The following is a 13506-nucleotide window of genomic DNA, read 5'->3' on the forward strand; positions in this document are numbered from 1 at the left end:
TTTTGCTAGCTAGCCGTCTCTTCGCTGGCGAGAAGCTCTGCTTCCATTGTCTCCAGCGCCTCTTCGGCGCTCAGCCACTGCCTTTCTGACGCATCCAGACGCGCTTTAATCTCCGCTTGCTGACCAAGTGTCTTAGTCAGTTCGGCTTTGCGGCCGCTGTCGGTGTATAGCTCTGGGTCTGCCAGCACTTGCTCTACCTTATCGAGTTCCTGTTGGGCCTTCTCCATGGCTTTTTCTGCCTGGTCGCGCTGCTTTTTCAGCGGGCGCAGCTTCTCCCGCAACTCAGCGGCCGCTTTGCGTGACGCTTTGCGTGCTTCGCGGCTGTCGCCGCTGGGTTGCTGGTTCTGGCGCTCGGCCTTTTCACCGCGTGAATCCCGACGACTCTCTTCCAGGCGTGCTTTGAGCCAAACCCGGTAGTCTTCCAAATCGCCATCGAAGGGCTCGACGCGGTTATCCGCCACCTTCCAAAACTCATCGACCGTGGCGCGCAGCAGATGACGGTCATGGGAAACCAGAATCACCGTGCCTTCGAAGCTTGCCAGCGCCTGGGTCAGCGCTTCGCGCATCTCTAAGTCCAGGTGGTTGGTGGGCTCATCGAGCAGTAGTAGGTTGGGTTTTTGCCAAGCGACCAGCGCCAGCGCCAGGCGAGCTTTTTCACCGCCTGAGTAGTTGGCGACTGTGCCGAAGGCGTCGTCGCCCTTAAAGCCAAAGCCGCCCAGAAAGTTGCGGATCTCCTGGTCGCTGGCGGTAGGCGAGAGACGCTGCACGTGCACAAAGGGCGTCGATGATACGTCCAGGCTCTCAAGCTGATGCTGAGCAAAATAGCCAATCGCCAAATGCTCGCCGGGCACGCGCTTGCCGTTAAGTAGCTCGAGTTCGCCGGTGAGTGATTTAATGAGTGTCGATTTACCTGCACCGTTGGGGCCTAACAGGCCAATGCGACTGCCGGGCAGCAGGGTAACGTTGACCTTGTCCAACTGGATGTTGTCGTCGCTTCCGTCGCCCTTTTTACCGCGATAACCTAGCTGCGCCTGATCAAGCACCAGTAGCGGACGCGATGTTTTATCGGCAGCAGGCAAGGTGAAGTGGAAGGGAGAATCCATATGGGCTACAGCGATATCTTCCATCCGCTCCAGCATCTTAACCCGGCTTTGTGCCTGCTTCGCCTTTGTTGCCTGGGCTTTAAAGCGGGCGATAAAGCGCTCGATCTCTTCCCGGCGGGCCTGCTGTTTGGCGGCTTCAGCCTGTTGCAGAGCGAGCTTTTCAGCGCGCGTGCGCTCAAACTGGGAGTAGTTGCCGCGGTAAAGCTCCAGGGTTTGGTGGTGCATATGCACGATGTGGTCACACACGGCATCTAAAAAGTCGCGGTCGTGTGAAATCAGCAGCAGCGTGCCCGGATAGCGGGTCAGCCACTGCTCCAGCCATAGCAGGGCGTCCAGATCCAGGTGGTTGGTGGGCTCATCCAGCAATAGTAGGTCAGAAGGCATAAACAGCGTACGGGCGAGGTTGACCCGCATCCGCCAGCCGCCGGAAAACGCCGAGAGTGGGCGGGTGAGATCGGTCTGAAGGAAGCCCAGCCCCACCAGCAGCTGCGCCGCTCGCGACTCGGCGCGGTAGCCATCCAGGGTTTCAATCAAGCCGTGCAGTTCGGCTTCGCGGTGGGCTTCCCCGGCTTCTCGGGCGGCCAGTAAGTCAGCTTCTGCTTGGCGTAGCGCCAAGTCGCCATCGAGTACATACTCGATAATCGGGCGGTCGAGGGCGTCAACTTCCTGAGCCATATGCGCGATGCGCTGGCCGCCGCTCATCTCTACCTCGCCCTGGTCGGGCGCAAGCTCGCCGAGCAGGAGTTTGAATAGGCTCGATTTACCGGCGCCGTTTGCCCCGATAATCCCGGCCTTTACCCCGTTATTAAGGGTAACGTCCGCGTTGTCGAGTAGCGTTTGCGTGCCGCGTTGCAGGGCGACTTGGCGCAGTGCGATCATGCCTTCTCCCGAAGAAAGTGGGTCATTTGATGCGAGATTCTAATACGCTTGATTCTACCCGATTGCAGCGCCTACAGCAGACACCGTTATGGGAATTTGCGCTGGCACTTTACGCAAAACCTGGTGTTGAGACTGCTTGCCTGACGCTCCAGGAGGAAGCTGAGCTGGATGTTTGCGAGCTACTATTCCATTGCTGGCTCTACTCATATGGTTTAGAAGCGATCCCGCGTGCGGCTGCTCGCCAGCGCAAGCAGCGTCGCCAATGGCAGAGCAGTGTAACAGCAGTTTTGCGTGGTTTACGCCGCGATTTAAAAGCCTCGGCAGCGTCTAGTGACTCTGTGGCTGCGCTGCGGGAAACCATTAAGCAGGCGGAACTAATGGCCGAGCGTGAGAACCTTCAACGTTGGCAAGAATGGGTTTTAGAAGCGCATAGTGATGAGCAACGTGTAATTAATATCGTCGAAATGCCGCAAGATTCGGCTAAATGGCTGCGAAATCAGCTGCTTTTTAGCAAACCTAATATCCACTCGGAGAGTAGCTTAAATACCGCGCCGGCACTATGTCAGGCGCTACAAACGCTTACTTGTCAGCTTGACCCTCATCAAGGAGCGCGCTAGCCTGAATTTAAGCTGATTTTAAAATACCTAGCGTTATTCGTTGGCTAACACAATAAAAGCAGCGCCATTGTCTGTTAGTGAACGCTGAATAGCGGATAACAGTGTCGTGTTGAGATACGCGTGGATTATCTAGGTTCTTGCGCACTTATATAGCGCGCTTACCACTGAAAGGGGAACACCGTATGAAGGCAAGCAAACCCGTATTTAATCGTTCTTTCACCACCAAATTAGCCACATCGGCAAGCGTGGGTGCACTGTTGATGGGCATGACGGCTGTCGCGCAGGCGGACAACTGGCGTTACGCTCATGAAGAGTATGAAGGCGACGTACAGGATGTCTTTGCCTATGCTTTTAAAGAGCATATCGAAGAGAATTCCGATCACACGGTTCAGGTTTACCGCTTTGGTGAGCTGGGCGAGTCTGACGACATAATGGAGCAGACTCAGAACGGTATTCTGCAGTTTGTAAACCAGTCGCCAGGCTTTACCGGCGCGCTGATTCCTGAAGCGCAGATATTTTTCATTCCTTACCTACTGCCTACCGACGAAGAAACCGTACTTGAGTTCTTTGACGAAAGTGAAGCCATCAACGAGATGTTCCCAGAGCTTTACGCCGAGCAAGGTCTAGAGCTACTGAAAATGTATCCAGAAGGCGAAATGGTTATTACGACCAATGAGCCCTTCTCAACGCCGGAGGAGCTGGATAACAAAAAAATTCGTACCATGACTAACCCGCTATTGACGGAAACCTACGACGCCTTTGGTGCAACGCCGACGCCGTTGCCGTGGGGTGAAGTTTACGGTGGCCTGCAGACCGGTATCATCGATGGCCAAGAGAACCCGATTTTCTGGATCGAGTCCGGCGGCTTGTACGAAGTGTCTCCGCACCTGACCTTTACCGGTCACGGCTGGTTCACTACGGCGATGATGGCCAACCAGGATTTCTACGAAGGTTTGTCTGAAGAAGACCAAACGTTGGTGAACGAAGCCTCTGAAGCCGCGTATGATCACACCATTGATCACATCAAAGGCTTGGCGGAAGAGTCGCTAGCGAAGATTCAGGAAGCCTCCGACGAGGTGACCGTCACACGTCTTGACGAAGAGCAGATCCAAGTCTTCCGTGACCGTGCCCCGCAGGTTGAAGAAGCCTTCCTGGAAATGACCGGTGAAGATGGCAAAGAGCTACTTGAGCAGTTTAAAGCTGACCTTGAAGCCGTCACTAACGAGTAATCTCCCTAAGCCGTTCTGGCATAGGTGATGTATCAAGGGGCAGCAACGGCTGCCCCTTTTTTGTTGCGCTGGTGAGAGTCGGTCATCGGTGAGGAGAACAGCAGGTTACCGTTAGTTACGTACATCCAGCGTTGAATCACCGGCGGCGGCATGCCGTTACGCTAGAGTGGGAACCGCGCTGAATAGCGCGAGATAGCTTTGCAATTGATAGGTCTGAGATAGCGCTGTGTTAATTTGTGCTGGCGGCATTGAACAGATGTCGTTAAAGCCGTAAGGAAGGAGTCCGGCCATGACCGACGAAGAGATGGAAAATAGTTACCATTCCGGTTTGCCGGGGATATTAGGTGTGATCGACACTGTAATTAGCAAAATGGAAGCCGTGATCCTCGCGATGGGCGTTTTGCTAATGGCGCTGAATACGGTCACCAACGTGGTTGCCCGTTTTGTATTTGGCAACAGCATCATGTTTTCCGGTGAGTTAAACCGGATTTTGATTATCATGATTACCTTTGCGGGTATTGGCTATGCAGCTCGTCATGGTCGCCATATTCGCATGTCGGCGATCTACGATGCATTGCCGGTAGGTGGGCGCAGAGTGCTAATGATCTGCATTGCGCTGTTCACAGCGCTAGTGATGTTTTTCCTGCTCTACTATTCGGTTGTTTATATTCTGGATCTGTATAGCAAAGGTCGCGTACTGCCTTCCATGGGCTTGCCGATCTGGATTATCTACCTATGGGTGCCGATAGGCTTTTTGATTACCGGTATTCAATACCTGCTGACCGCTGTTAAAAACTTCACCTCTCACGATGTGTATCTCTCGACGGGCGTGGTGGATGGTTACAAAGACACCGAAACTGAAGTCTGATGCAGAGCACTGCACTCTAGGGGAATAGCTATGACGACAATAATGGTCTCCACTATGATTGCCCTGCTGTTGCTGGGCTTTCCTATGATGATCCCGTTGATTACCGCTGCGGTAATTGGCTTTTACATGATGTTTAACGGCTTCGGTCAGATGGATACGCTCATCCAGCAAATGATGGCGGGGATTCGGCCTGCTTCGTTGATTGCCGTGCCGATGTTTATTCTTGCTGCCGACATTATGACCCGCGGGCAATCCGCGAATCGCTTAATTGATATGGTGATGTCGTTTATCGGTCATATCAAAGGTGGGTTGGCGGTGAGCACCGCAGCTTCATGTACGCTATTCGGCGCCGTCTCAGGCTCTACCCAGGCCACGGTGGTGGCCGTGGGCTCACCATTGCGACCCAAAATGCTCAAAGCGGGCTACTCTGACTCGTTTACGCTGGCGCTAATCATTAATGCCAGTGATATTGCCTTTCTGATCCCACCTAGTATCGGCATGATTATCTACGGGGTTATCTCGGGTACATCAATTGGCGAGCTGTTTATTGCCGGGATTGGGCCAGGCTTAATGATCCTGCTGATGTTTTCGGCCTACAGCATTATTTATGCCATCGTAAAAGACGTACCTACCGAACCAAAGTCAAGCTGGAAACAGCGTGCCGTGGCCGTGCAGCAAGCGCTGTGGCCGCTCGGTTTCCCGGTGATTATCGTTGGCGGTATTTACGGCGGTATCTTCAGCCCAACGGAAGCCGCTGCCGCCTGCGTGCTGTATGCCGTTTTGCTAGAGTTTGTGGTCTTCCGCTCGCTCAAAATGCACGATATTTATGCCATCGCAAAATCAACCGGCTTGATCACCGCGGTGGTGTTTATTCTGGTGGCCGTAGGCAATGGTTTCTCGTGGATTATTTCGTTTGCTCAGATCCCGCAGATGATCTTGGAGAGCGTGGGGGTCAATGACGCCGGGCCGACGGGTGTGCTGATTGCCATCTGTATCTCCTTCTTTGTGGCGTGCATGTTCGTTGACCCGATTGTGGTCATCCTAGTGCTAACACCGATTTTCGCACCGGCTATTGCCGCAACAGGCTTAGACCCTGTGCTGGTGGGTATTTTGATAACACTGCAGGTGGCGATAGGTTCGGCAACGCCGCCCTTCGGCTGCGATATTTTCACCGCGATTGCGATTTTCAAACGTCCTTACTGGGATGTGATAAAAGGCACACCGCCGTTTATTTTCATGCTGATTTTAGCGGCCGCCTTGTTGATTATGTTCCCGCAAATTGCACTGTTCCTGCGCGATGTTGCCTTCCGCTAAACAGCCACAAGGAGTACGCGAATGTTTAATCGCATATTAGTCCCGGTGGATGGCTCAAAAGGCGCCTTAAGGGCGCTGGAGAAGGCGGTAGGCTTGCAGATGCTAACGGGCGCCGAGCTTTATCTGCTGTGCGTGTTTAAACACCACAGCCTGTTGGAAGCCTCGCTTTCCATGGTGCGGCCCAATCAGTTGGATATTCCTGACGATGCGTTAAAAGAGTACGCCACCGAGATCGCCATACATGCGAAAGCGCATGCTATTGAGCTGGGCGCTGATGACTCCCGCGTGCGTGCCTTTGTAAAAGGCGGGCGCCCCTCGCGAATTATTGTGCGTTTCGCCCGTAAACGAGAGTGCGATCTGATCGTGATTGGCGCCCAGGGCACCAACGGCGAAAAGAATCCGCTGCTGGGGAGTGTCTCTCAACGGGTTGCTGGCGCCGCTCATTGTCCTACGTTGGTCGTCTAAATCCGTTAAACCTCTTGCTTGCTTTATGGTCTTATTAACACCCACCGCCCTAAAGATGCAGCTTGGGGCGGTGGGTGTTAATCTTTAAGTGACCCAGATAGGCGTTCGGCGCCGCTATATAAAAGATAAAAGGATCTTTCATGAAACTACTGCTCTCTACCACGGCTTTGACAGGTTTGCTTTTGGTCGCCCCTTTTGCAGCGGCAGCGCCCGAAACCGATGAACAGCGTTTGGCTTACAGCCTGGGTGTCACTCTGGGTGAAAGCATGCAGGCCGATATCAAAGACCTCGACTTGGATGCGTTTCACGACGGTATGAGTGACGTGTTTGAAGGTAATGATTTAGCGCTTAGTGAAGAAGAGATGACTGAAGCGTTGATGGCGTTCCAAGAGCAATCAATGCAAGCACGTGAAGCCGAAGCTGAAGAGATGGCGCAGAACAATCTCGAAGAGGGCGAAGCTTTCCTGGCTGAAAACGCCGAACGTGAAGAAGTGACAGTGACGGACTCTGGCCTTCAGTATGAAGTGCTTGAATCTGGTGATGGTGCCACGCCTGGCCCTGAAGATACCGTCGAAGTGAACTATGAAGGCATGCTGCTGGATGGCACCGTTTTCGATAGCTCTTTTGAGCGCGGTGAATCAGTCAGTTTCCAAACCAACCAAGTGATCGAAGGTTGGCAGGAAGCGCTGCAGATGATGAGCGTTGGCGATAGCTGGATGCTATACATCCCTGCGAATATTGCTTATGGCGAGAATGGCCAAGGGCCGATTGGACCCAATGAAGTACTGACCTTTCGCGTTGAACTGTTAGGCGTCGAATAAGCGATGACTTCAACCCCCTCTTCCAGCCTGTATTCTTTTGCTCGGGCAGTAGCTTGCTTAGGTCTATGCACACCGCTACTAGCACAAGCCGAGACGGCCAGTGAGCCCGAAGATTTGCCTGCATTGAGTGCTGCGAGTGAGCAGGCCAGCGTGGTGGGGGTGTCGTCGGGCGGTTATATGGCGACCCAGCTGGCGGTCGCTTGGCCAGAACGGTTTAGTGGCCTGGGCGTACTGGCGGCGGGGCCTTGGAGTTGTGCACAAGGCTCGCTGAGTTTGGCGCTTAACCAGTGCATGATGACGCGCCGCGGCGCGCCTTCATTAGATGAGCTTGAGTCTCGCCACCAGCGCTATCTCGGGCTTGAACAGGTAGGTAGCGCCGAGGCGCTTAGCCAGCTCAGGGCCTATTTGTGGCACGGTGAAGAGGACGAAGTGGTTGAGCCACTGCTCGGCGACCTGCTCGCCGAGCAGTGGCAGCAGTGGCTTGACTCGCCTGACCAGCTACGCGTTGCGCGCAGCGAAAATGCGGGGCATGGTTGGCCGGTACGGTTACCCAGTGAAGCCGCCCCTGGGCCCCAGGAGTGGGGAGATTGTCGTCAGGGGGGCGGTAGTTTCTTATTATCTTGCGATGAAGATATTGCCGGAGAAATGCTGGATTGGCTCTACCCCGAACGTGAGGCCTCGGACGCTGGCGAGCCTAGTAGTCAGCCAGAGGGCGAGCAGGGTGGCGAACTAGTTGCCTTTGATCAGTCAGAATTTGCGGTAAAAGGCTTAGCCGACACTGGCTATGTGTTTATACCTGAAGGCTGCGAAGCGGGCGAGTGCCCGGTAACGCTGGCACTGCACGGCTGCCAAATGAATGAAGAAGCGATTGGCGATACGTTCATACGCTATACCGGGCTAAATGCCTGGGCGGCAGCGCATCAGCAAATTGTGCTTTATCCCCAGGCGGAGAGCAGTATGGCGAACCCGCAGGGCTGCTGGGACTGGTGGGGGTTTGCTGAAAGTACGTGGCAACTAAGCCCGCAGCACGATACCCGTAGCGGTACCCAAATTGGCGCGCTGCTGGCGATGCTGGATCGCTTGCAAACTGCTCCCGAAAGCGCATCAGAGTGAGTGGACTAACTGCCCAGTTCGCTCTCTAATGCCGAGACTAACCCATGGGGAGTTGGCGAATAGAGCACTCGCTGCAAAATATCGCCCTCACGGTTAACTAAAAAGAGCGAGGCGCTGTGATCAATGGTATATGCCATTGCAGAATCCGGCGCTTCGACTTTTCGCCATATCACGCCATAGCGCGACGCAACATCCTCAAGCTGCTCCTGACTGCCTACCGCACCAATGAATTCCTCGCCGAAAAAGCCCATGTACTCCTGCATGCGCTCAATGGTGTCGCGTTCGGGGTCAACGGTAATCATCACCGGCACCACCCGCTCGCGCTGTTCCTCAGAGAGTTGAGCCAAGGCTTGGCGTTTGACCGACTGGGTCATCGGGCATATATCAGGGCAGAACGTGTAACCAAACGACAAAATGGCTAGCTGATCGTCATCCAGCTGGGTCAGCGAAAAATCACCCTGGGTAGAGGGTAGTTCAACCGGGCCGCCCACGGGCTCCCCATCTTTGGGGGCGAAAGCATAATGATAGAGGCCTATGCCGCTGGTCACCAGCAAGACTGCGATCACCCCCGCGCCTAGCCATAACGGTTTCCTTGCCATATACGTTAACTCCGAATCACGTCAAAATCGAACCAACTACCCACTTTGCCTTCTGCAGTGTCCAGTATGACACGCGCTCGCCAGGGCATAACGGTTTGGGTGCAAATCCCCACTTGGCCTTGTCCTTGAAAATGGCCGGGCGCACCTGCACTGAGGGCAAAACGGTGCAGCCCTAAGTCCATATCACGGCCAACAAAATAAACGTCAACCTGCGTGGCCGTAACGCCATCAACCTCAACTTCCAGTGGTAATACCTCTAATGCATCAATCCGCCCGCTCGCTTGAACATGGAGGGTGATGCTGCCTTTATCGCCCAACGTGGCGGAACAAGGCGCTGTATGCAAGTTGCAGCTTGCAGCGGGGGGAAACCAAGTCACATCGCTATCGCGGTGCAACCAATGGGCAAAGGCATACCAGGCACAGGCAGCCAGCGCTATACCAGTGACCAGTATCAGTACCCTTAAAGCAGGAAAGCCTGCCGGGTGTGCAGGTTTTGATATCATCTTCATGGCAGAATAATCGCTACGCAAGCCGTGAGGCGGGTGTTTCGCCATGGTAACAGTAATCGAGCCGATATCGCTGTGCTGGGATGTCGCAGGCAAAAGGGACGCAAATGGAGAGTATCACTGGCGCTTTAGGCCCCCTGTTTTTATTGATTTTACTGGGCACCGTGCTCGGCTATTGGCGTTGGCCTAGCGATACTTTCTGGCCGCAGATGGAGCGGCTTATTTATTTTGTACTGTTCCCCGCCATGCTGGTGGGAACGTTGGCGACTGCCGATGTGAGCCAAGTGCCGGTAGGCCGCCTAGCACTGGTATTACTGGGCGCGATGGTGCTGTTTGGCATACTGCTTTGGCGTTTACGGGGCTGGTTACGGCTTACGCCCGCTGCGTTTACCTCGGTGTTTCAAGGGGCGGTACGCTTTAATACTTATGTGGGCGTTGCTGGTGCCGCTGCGCTACACGGCAGCTTGGGAGCGACCACTGCAGCAGTCGCTGTGGCACTAATGGTACCGGTGGTTAACGTGATGTGTGTGGCTAGCTTTGTGGCCGCTGGCACTCTGGGCGGCGCTAGCGTGGGTAAAAGCGCAATGGCGCTGATTAAAAATCCGCTAATTCTGGCCTGCTTGGCGGGCATTGGCCTGAACCTTTCCGGTGTCGGTCTACCTGGTTGGAGTCAGGACACGGTCGAGTTATTGGGGCGTGCGGCGTTGCCACTGGGGCTGGTAGCGGTGGGGGTAGCGCTGCGCCCGGCGGCGTTGATGCGTATTGACCGCGGCGTGCTGGCTACCAATAGCGTTAAGCTGCTGCTGCTGCCCGCGTTTGTCTTGGCATTAACCTGGGTGCTGCAACTAGATCCGGTCAGTCGTGACGTGGCGCTCCTGTTTGCAGCGCTGCCCACCGCTACGTCTGCCTATATTTTAGCCCGCCAACTGGGCGGCGATGCTGAACTGATGGCGGCCATTATCACCGGACAAACCCTATTGGCCATGGCGACGCTACCGTTTTGGCTGCGATTGGTAAGCTGATGGATAGGCAGACTCAGGCTTTAAATAAAAAATATTCGTATTTGTATTGACGAGGTAAATGAGAACTATTACAGTGTGTTTATCAGCGTTTGATGAGACGCTGGCAACCACGACAGTTGCTCGGCAAAATTATCGCCAGTTTCCTGTCATGGTTTCTCCCTCTCATTGCTAGTCACGGTCTTTTGCCGCTCCATTGGAGCGGCTTTCTTTTTTTGTGGATCTCTCTTTTTATCATCTTGTGTCAATCGAAATGAAGATCCGGGCAAATGCTCATTAAGTGTTTGTATGCCTCGCGTGCCAGTTAAACCATCTAAACAATCGCTGTTCGCTGAGAAACAATGCAGATAGAGGCGCGAGGTTGCTACGACAAAAAAGTAAATAAAAAATATTCGTATTTGTATTGACGAGGTAAATGAGAATGATTATAGTGTTATTGTCAGCGTTTGATGAGACGTTGGCAACCACGACAGAAACCGCCAGTTTACTGTCATGGTTTCTCCCTCTCATTGCTAGTCACGGTCTTTTTGCCGCTCCCTTGGAGCGGCTTTCTTTTTTCTAATACGTGCTTTTATTAGATTTAATGACGCTTTGCCAGCGGCGTTTGAGTAAGTCACCCCTTTCGTTGATAAATCAAATCCCACACGCCGTGGCCGAGTTTCTCGCCGCGGGCTTCAAACTTGGTCAATGGGCGGAACGCCGGGCGTGGCACGTACGGGGCGGTTTCTGCGCTGGCGGTGTTGGCATAACCAGGGGCCGCTTCCATTACCTCGGCCATCCACTCCGCATAGGCTTCCCAGTCGGTAGCTAAGTGGAAAGTTCCGCCCGGCATTAAGCGAGTACGAATGAGCTCAACAAATGCAGGCTGCACGATGCGCCGCTTATGGTGCTTCTTCTTCGGCCACGGGTCAGGGAAGAACAGCTGCAGCGTGGTCAGAGAGTCTTCGGGCAGGCACTGCTCCAGCACCGCCAGGGCATCCTCGCGGTAAACGCGCAGGTTAGTCAGGCCGCGCTTATCAACTTCATCGAGCAGTTTGCCAACGCCAGGGGCGTGGACTTCAATGCCGATAAAGTCGGTGTCTGGATGGGTTTCAGCCTGTTCTATCAGCGAGTTGCCCATGCCAAAGCCGATTTCTACTACCCGCGGTGCCTGACGGCCAAACAGGACGTTCAGGTCTTGGCGGCCGTCGGCGATGGTCAGGCCAAAACGCGGCCAGATATCTTCTAAGCCACGGTTTTGCGCCTGGGTCATACGGCCCGCGCGGATCACATAGCTTTTAATGCCGCGGCGATGCAGCGGTGCATCCGTACCTTCCGGCCCTGTGGTGGCGTTGCTTTCGGGCGCGGCGTGACGTTCGGGTACGCTATCGTTGGGTTCAGTCATGGGGTCTCGAATCAATTAACCGTTAATACGGCCAGCGAAAGGTGAAGAGGGATCGGCAGATTGGCGGCGCGGCATGCGGCCGGCTAGAAACGCATCGCGTCCGGCTTCCACGGCCAGCTTCATGGCGTTGGCCATGCGAAGCGGCTCGCGAGCGTGGGCAATAGCGGTATTCAGCAGCACGCCGTCACAGCCTAGCTCCATCGCCATGGCAGCATCTGACGCCGTACCAATGCCCGCATCCACTAGTACCGGTACCTTGCTCTGTTCAACAATCAAGCGCACGTTGTGTGGGTTTTGAATGCCGTGGCCCGAGCCAATCAGTGAGCCTAGCGGCATGATGGCGCAGCAGCCCATGGCTTCTAGTTCGCGTGCCACAATAGGATCGTCGCTGGTGTACACCATGACGTCAAAGCCATCAGCAAGCAGCGTTTCAGCGGCTTTTAGCGTTTCGACCACGTTGGGATAAAGCGTGTGATCGTCGCCGAGCACTTCCAGCTTGACCAGATTGTGACCGTCGAGCAGTTCGCGGGCCAACCGGCAGGTGCGCACAGCATCTTTAGCGTTATAGCAGCCGGCGGTATTGGGCAGCAGGGTGTAGCGCTCGGGGGAGATGGCGTCTAACAGGTTGGGCGCATCGGCGTCCTGGCCTAAATTAGTGCGGCGTACGGCAAACGTGACGATTTCAGCGCCGCTTTGGGCAATGGCGGCGCCGGTCTCGGTAAAGTCTTTGTACTTGCCTGTGCCAACCAGCAGGCGCGAGTGAAAATCGCGCCCAGCAATGGTTAACGGTGTATCAGTTAGTTGGGTCATAGTATTTCCTTTAGCCGCCGCCAATCGCGTGGACAACCTCTACGTGGTCGCCATCGACCAAGCGGGTGTCGGCGTGTTGGCTGCGGGGGACGATCTCTTCGTTAATTTCGACGGCGATACGACGACCACTAAGGCCCAGCTGTTCAACTAAGTCAGCGGCGGTGAGGCCGGTGGACAGCGTATGGGGTTCACCGTTTAGACGTATCTGGATAGACATAAATAGGCGCGTCTCATTCGTCGTGGCAGTTCGTGCTCTATTGTAGCGGTTTAGCGCCGCGCAAGGTACGCCGTGGGTATAATCAGCACGATGGACCAAGTGAAAGTGAGAGATGAAATTGAAGCAGGAGAGCAGTGTGCAACAAACAGATAAAGTGTGGTGGTGTATAGCGGCGCTATCAGGCGCCATGATGGTAATACTGGGCGCCTATGCGGCACACGGCTTGGCGGCGCGCACGACCGAGGCCATGGTGAGTGCCGTCGAGACCGGCGTGCTTTACCAGGCGTGGCACACCCTAGCCATTATGATCGTACTGGTGTGGCGTCGAGTACATCCGCTGGCAGGTCAGCGTTGGGTGCTGGCGCTGTGGGCATTGGGGGTTGTGTGCTTTTCCGGCTCGCTCTACTTAATGGCCTTGGCGGGGCTAAGCCTCGGCATTGTGACGCCCATTGGCGGCGTTTTGTTAATGGCCGGGTGGCTGGCGGTTGCGGTCGTCGCACTGATGGCCAAGCAGTAGGCACCTTTGTAGGCCAAATATTCGCGTGGCTGTGCGCCGCGCTTC

At 54.8% G+C, this 13506-nt stretch carries 15 protein-coding genes; 9 read left to right on the top strand and 6 right to left on the bottom strand.

All coding sequences use genetic code 11. The features are described 5' to 3' along the window. Positions 1 to 5 precede the first annotated feature (5 nt). Positions 6 to 1982 carry an ATP-binding cassette domain-containing protein gene (locus HZS80_RS02255; RefSeq protein WP_179915037.1) on the bottom strand — a complete coding sequence of 659 codons (1977 nt, stop codon included), beginning with the start codon at positions 1980 to 1982 and terminating at the stop codon, positions 6 to 8. A 29-nt stretch (positions 1983 to 2011) separates the two neighbouring features. On the opposite strand from HZS80_RS02255, the gene HZS80_RS02260 reads away from it, so the two are divergent. The 7 genes from HZS80_RS02260 to HZS80_RS02290 all read left to right on the top strand — a co-directional run bounded on the left by HZS80_RS02260 (position 2012) and on the right by HZS80_RS02290 (position 8409). Next, positions 2012 to 2599: a TIGR02444 family protein gene (locus tag HZS80_RS02260; protein ID WP_179915038.1), complete on the top strand. Its 588-nt coding sequence runs from the start codon at positions 2012 to 2014 to the stop codon at positions 2597 to 2599. A gap of 182 nt (positions 2600 to 2781) precedes the next feature. Beyond that, positions 2782 to 3828, top strand: coding sequence for a TRAP transporter substrate-binding protein (locus HZS80_RS02265; RefSeq protein WP_179915039.1), 1047 nt, complete (start codon positions 2782 to 2784; stop codon positions 3826 to 3828). Positions 3829 to 4117: 289 nt separating this feature from the next. After that, positions 4118 to 4696, top strand: coding sequence for a TRAP transporter small permease (locus HZS80_RS02270; protein ID WP_035554989.1), 579 nt, complete (start codon positions 4118 to 4120; stop codon positions 4694 to 4696). 30 nt (positions 4697 to 4726) lie between these two features. Beyond that, positions 4727 to 6010, top strand: a complete 1284-nt coding sequence (locus HZS80_RS02275) for a TRAP transporter large permease (protein ID WP_035554992.1) — start codon at positions 4727 to 4729, stop codon at positions 6008 to 6010. A gap of 21 nt (positions 6011 to 6031) precedes the next feature. After that, positions 6032 to 6475: a universal stress protein gene (locus HZS80_RS02280; RefSeq protein WP_035554995.1), complete on the top strand. Its 444-nt coding sequence runs from the start codon at positions 6032 to 6034 to the stop codon at positions 6473 to 6475. Positions 6476 to 6615: 140 nt separating this feature from the next. Next, entirely contained in the window at positions 6616 to 7296 is a 681-nt protein-coding gene (locus tag HZS80_RS02285) for a BamJ family beta-barrel-assembly machinery protein (RefSeq protein ID WP_179915040.1), read from the top strand. Positions 7297 to 7299: 3 nt separating this feature from the next. Next, positions 7300 to 8409, top strand: coding sequence for an alpha/beta hydrolase family protein (locus HZS80_RS02290; RefSeq protein ID WP_035555004.1), 1110 nt, complete (start codon positions 7300 to 7302; stop codon positions 8407 to 8409). 5 nt (positions 8410 to 8414) lie between these two features. On the opposite strand, the gene HZS80_RS02295 is transcribed toward HZS80_RS02290, so the two are convergent. Both HZS80_RS02295 and HZS80_RS02300 read right to left on the bottom strand, forming a co-directional pair. Then, the gene (locus HZS80_RS02295; protein ID WP_035555008.1) at positions 8415 to 9008 is read right to left on the bottom strand and encodes an SCO family protein; all 594 of its coding nucleotides are present in this window, start codon (positions 9006 to 9008) and stop codon (positions 8415 to 8417) included. A 5-nt stretch (positions 9009 to 9013) separates the two neighbouring features. Further along, on the bottom strand, positions 9014 to 9517 hold the full coding sequence (locus tag HZS80_RS02300) for a hypothetical protein (RefSeq protein WP_035555290.1): 504 nt from the start codon (positions 9515 to 9517) through the stop codon (positions 9014 to 9016). Positions 9518 to 9621: 104 nt separating this feature from the next. Here HZS80_RS02300 and HZS80_RS02305 point away from each other — a divergent pair, with 104 nt between their 5' ends. Continuing rightward, a complete protein-coding gene (locus tag HZS80_RS02305; protein WP_035555010.1) occupies positions 9622 to 10536 on the top strand; it encodes an AEC family transporter in 915 nt (304 codons plus the stop codon). A 610-nt stretch (positions 10537 to 11146) separates the two neighbouring features. Here the strand turns inward: HZS80_RS02305 and trmB are convergent. From trmB to thiS, 3 genes are read right to left on the bottom strand one after another with little or no spacing between them, the layout of a single operon-like run. After that, positions 11147 to 11917: a tRNA (guanosine(46)-N7)-methyltransferase TrmB gene (trmB, locus tag HZS80_RS02310; RefSeq protein ID WP_179915041.1), complete on the bottom strand. Its 771-nt coding sequence runs from the start codon at positions 11915 to 11917 to the stop codon at positions 11147 to 11149. A gap of 15 nt (positions 11918 to 11932) precedes the next feature. Beyond that, the gene (locus tag HZS80_RS02315) at positions 11933 to 12727 is read right to left on the bottom strand and encodes a thiazole synthase (protein ID WP_179915042.1); all 795 of its coding nucleotides are present in this window, start codon (positions 12725 to 12727) and stop codon (positions 11933 to 11935) included. 10 nt (positions 12728 to 12737) lie between these two features. Then, the gene (gene thiS / locus HZS80_RS02320) at positions 12738 to 12944 is read right to left on the bottom strand and encodes a sulfur carrier protein ThiS (RefSeq protein ID WP_022521266.1); all 207 of its coding nucleotides are present in this window, start codon (positions 12942 to 12944) and stop codon (positions 12738 to 12740) included. A gap of 136 nt (positions 12945 to 13080) precedes the next feature. Here thiS and HZS80_RS02325 point away from each other — a divergent pair, with 136 nt between their 5' ends. Further along, complete coding sequence (locus HZS80_RS02325; RefSeq protein ID WP_035555044.1) at positions 13081 to 13461, top strand: DUF423 domain-containing protein; 381 nt, start codon at positions 13081 to 13083, stop codon at positions 13459 to 13461. The last annotated feature ends 45 nt before the right edge of the window (positions 13462 to 13506 follow it).

It is taken from the genome of Vreelandella glaciei, from assembly GCF_013415125.1.
Classification (GTDB): Bacteria; Pseudomonadota; Gammaproteobacteria; order Pseudomonadales; family Halomonadaceae; genus Vreelandella; species Vreelandella glaciei.

What these genes read in the sequence shown, in the direction of transcription:
- HZS80_RS02255 (WP_179915037.1), bottom strand. Translation starts at nt 1,982, where the DNA reads ATGATCGCACTGCGCCAAGTCGCCCTGCAACGCGGCACGCAAACGCTA.
- HZS80_RS02260 (WP_179915038.1), top strand. Translation starts at nt 2,012, where the DNA reads ATGCGAGATTCTAATACGCTTGATTCTACCCGATTGCAGCGCCTACAG.
- HZS80_RS02265 (WP_179915039.1), top strand. Translation starts at nt 2,782, where the DNA reads ATGAAGGCAAGCAAACCCGTATTTAATCGTTCTTTCACCACCAAATTA.
- HZS80_RS02270 (WP_035554989.1), top strand. Translation starts at nt 4,118, where the DNA reads ATGACCGACGAAGAGATGGAAAATAGTTACCATTCCGGTTTGCCGGGG.
- HZS80_RS02275 (WP_035554992.1), top strand. Translation starts at nt 4,727, where the DNA reads ATGACGACAATAATGGTCTCCACTATGATTGCCCTGCTGTTGCTGGGC.
- HZS80_RS02280 (WP_035554995.1), top strand. Translation starts at nt 6,032, where the DNA reads ATGTTTAATCGCATATTAGTCCCGGTGGATGGCTCAAAAGGCGCCTTA.
- HZS80_RS02285 (WP_179915040.1), top strand. Translation starts at nt 6,616, where the DNA reads ATGAAACTACTGCTCTCTACCACGGCTTTGACAGGTTTGCTTTTGGTC.
- HZS80_RS02290 (WP_035555004.1), top strand. Translation starts at nt 7,300, where the DNA reads ATGACTTCAACCCCCTCTTCCAGCCTGTATTCTTTTGCTCGGGCAGTA.
- HZS80_RS02295 (WP_035555008.1), bottom strand. Translation starts at nt 9,008, where the DNA reads ATGGCAAGGAAACCGTTATGGCTAGGCGCGGGGGTGATCGCAGTCTTG.
- HZS80_RS02300 (WP_035555290.1), bottom strand. Translation starts at nt 9,517, where the DNA reads ATGAAGATGATATCAAAACCTGCACACCCGGCAGGCTTTCCTGCTTTA.
- HZS80_RS02305 (WP_035555010.1), top strand. Translation starts at nt 9,622, where the DNA reads ATGGAGAGTATCACTGGCGCTTTAGGCCCCCTGTTTTTATTGATTTTA.
- trmB (WP_179915041.1), bottom strand. Translation starts at nt 11,917, where the DNA reads ATGACTGAACCCAACGATAGCGTACCCGAACGTCACGCCGCGCCCGAA.
- HZS80_RS02315 (WP_179915042.1), bottom strand. Translation starts at nt 12,727, where the DNA reads ATGACCCAACTAACTGATACACCGTTAACCATTGCTGGGCGCGATTTT.
- thiS (WP_022521266.1), bottom strand. Translation starts at nt 12,944, where the DNA reads ATGTCTATCCAGATACGTCTAAACGGTGAACCCCATACGCTGTCCACC.